The following is a 1,983-nucleotide window of genomic DNA, read 5'->3' as shown; positions in this document are numbered from 1 at the left end:
TTATTAAGCCTTGTTACATTGAATGTCTCTTCTAAATCTCAAGATTATGGAAGGCATATCGAACTTTCTCTTCTTTTCTATGAATGCCAGCGTTCAGGTCCTCTTCCTAAAACCAATAGAATTTATTGGAGACACGATAGCATGATTGATGCTGGACAAGATGTAGGTATTGATTTAACTGGAGGATATTATGATGCAGGTGATAACGTTAAATTTAATTTTCCTCAAGCTTCAGCTATTACTCTCCTTGCATGGAGTGGTATAGATTTTGCTGAAGGTTATAAAAAGGCAGGACAATATGAAATTTTGTTAGATACTGTCAAATGGGGGACAGATTATTTAATAAAATGTCACTCAGGTAAAAATGAATTATATGTTCAGGTTGGGAATGGTCAAACTGATCATGGATTTTGGTATCCTCCTGAATATATTAATTATGATTATCCTTCTTACAAAATAGATGAAAATAAACCAGGTTCTGATGTTGCTGCAGAAACTGCTTCATCTTTAGCAGCTGCATCTATTTTATTCAAAGATGTAGATTCAGCATATTCTCAGACATGTCTTAAGCATGCTATTGAGATTTATGATTTCGCTGATAAATTTAGAGATGAATACTCAAAATCTGTTCCACAGGCTCAAGGGTTTTATACAAGCTATAGTGGATATATGGATGAATTAGTATGGGGAGCTGCATGGTTATTAAGAGCTACAGGAGAAGAAAAATATAGAGAAATGTTTGATAAAATTGCAGAAGCTGAATATGGAGAGCAAGACACTAAAAGATTTTATGGAATTTCGGGCCCTTTATCCTGGGATGATAAACGACCTGGGGTATATGCTTTAATAGCAATTACTACTAAAGAAGAAAAGTATATTGAAAATTGTTATAAATATTGTGATACTATATTAAAACAACCAAGAACTCCAGGAGGTTTATGGTATGATAAAAACCTTTCTCAATGGGCATCTAATAGATATGCTTCTAATGCTGCATCTGTTGTTGCAATGTTTGCAAATATTCTTGAAGAAAGTGATCCAAAACGTAAAGAATATATCGATTTTGTAAAATCTCAAATGGATTATATTTTAGGTGATAATCCAGCTGGAGTTAATTATGTAGTAGGGGCAGAAGATAATTCCCCAAAAGCCGTGCATCACAGGGGGGCTTCTGGAACATTTGATTGTCAAGATAAGAATGCAAAACCAACTTGGGATATTTTTACTTTATATGGGGCTTTAGCTGGAGGTCCAGGCCCTGATGATTCTTACACTGATACAAGAGTAAATTATCAAATGAATGAAGTTGCTCTTGATTACAATGCTGGTTTTACTTTATGCCTTGCAGCTTTGGTTCATTTTGGCCTTGGAACCAAAGATGGAGCTTTAAATTTCGATAGAGCATGGCCACCAAAACCACCTAAATATGATATAAACGTTAAAATTGAAGGAAATAGTTTAATTATTTCTACTGGTTCTGGAATGTTATGCAGTGCTTGGTGTGTATCATTTAAATCTGAAGCCGAAATAAAGGGTTGTAGTTGGTGTAATGCAGTGGTTCTAGATAATCCTAATTATACTTTATGTAATAGAAGAGAAAATAATTTCTTAGATGGAGAAGGAACAGAACAAAAAGCAACACTTTCAGTTGGAGAAGGATTTACTCCTCCTACAGAATTCGAAGTTTTATGTGATGGATTTCATGCAGTTGTTAGTGATGGTGAGCCTATGTATAAACCCGAATATGGACATAGTTATAAAGTAATAAGTCCTGGAGGTCCTAGTAACACTAAACCACTTTTTGAAGAATCAAAATGCTGGCCTAGTCATGTTTGTTAAATAACACAATAAGATCATAAAATATAATTTATCAACTATTAATTATTAACAAAAAAACATTAAGGTATTTAAATAAAAAATTTCCAAAAAATATTATAAACCTTATGGTATTTTATTATTTATTTAGAATGTGTATTTTTATAG

1 protein-coding gene is annotated in these 1,983 nt (G+C 33.0%); it reads left to right on the top strand.

Features of this window, described 5'->3' with window-relative positions:
• Window positions 1-1,839: glycoside hydrolase family 9 protein (locus J6Y29_02500; GenBank protein MBP5426750.1), on the top strand; the 1,839-nt coding region annotated here is incomplete at its 5' end.
• Window positions 1,840-1,983: the final 144 nt, after the last annotated feature.

This window comes from Clostridiales bacterium (assembly GCA_017961515.1).
GTDB lineage: Bacteria > Bacillota > Clostridia > Acetivibrionales > RGIG10202 > RGIG10202.
The sequence above is the reverse complement of the archived record's forward strand: the minus strand, read 5'-3'. Positions and strand labels throughout refer to the sequence as shown.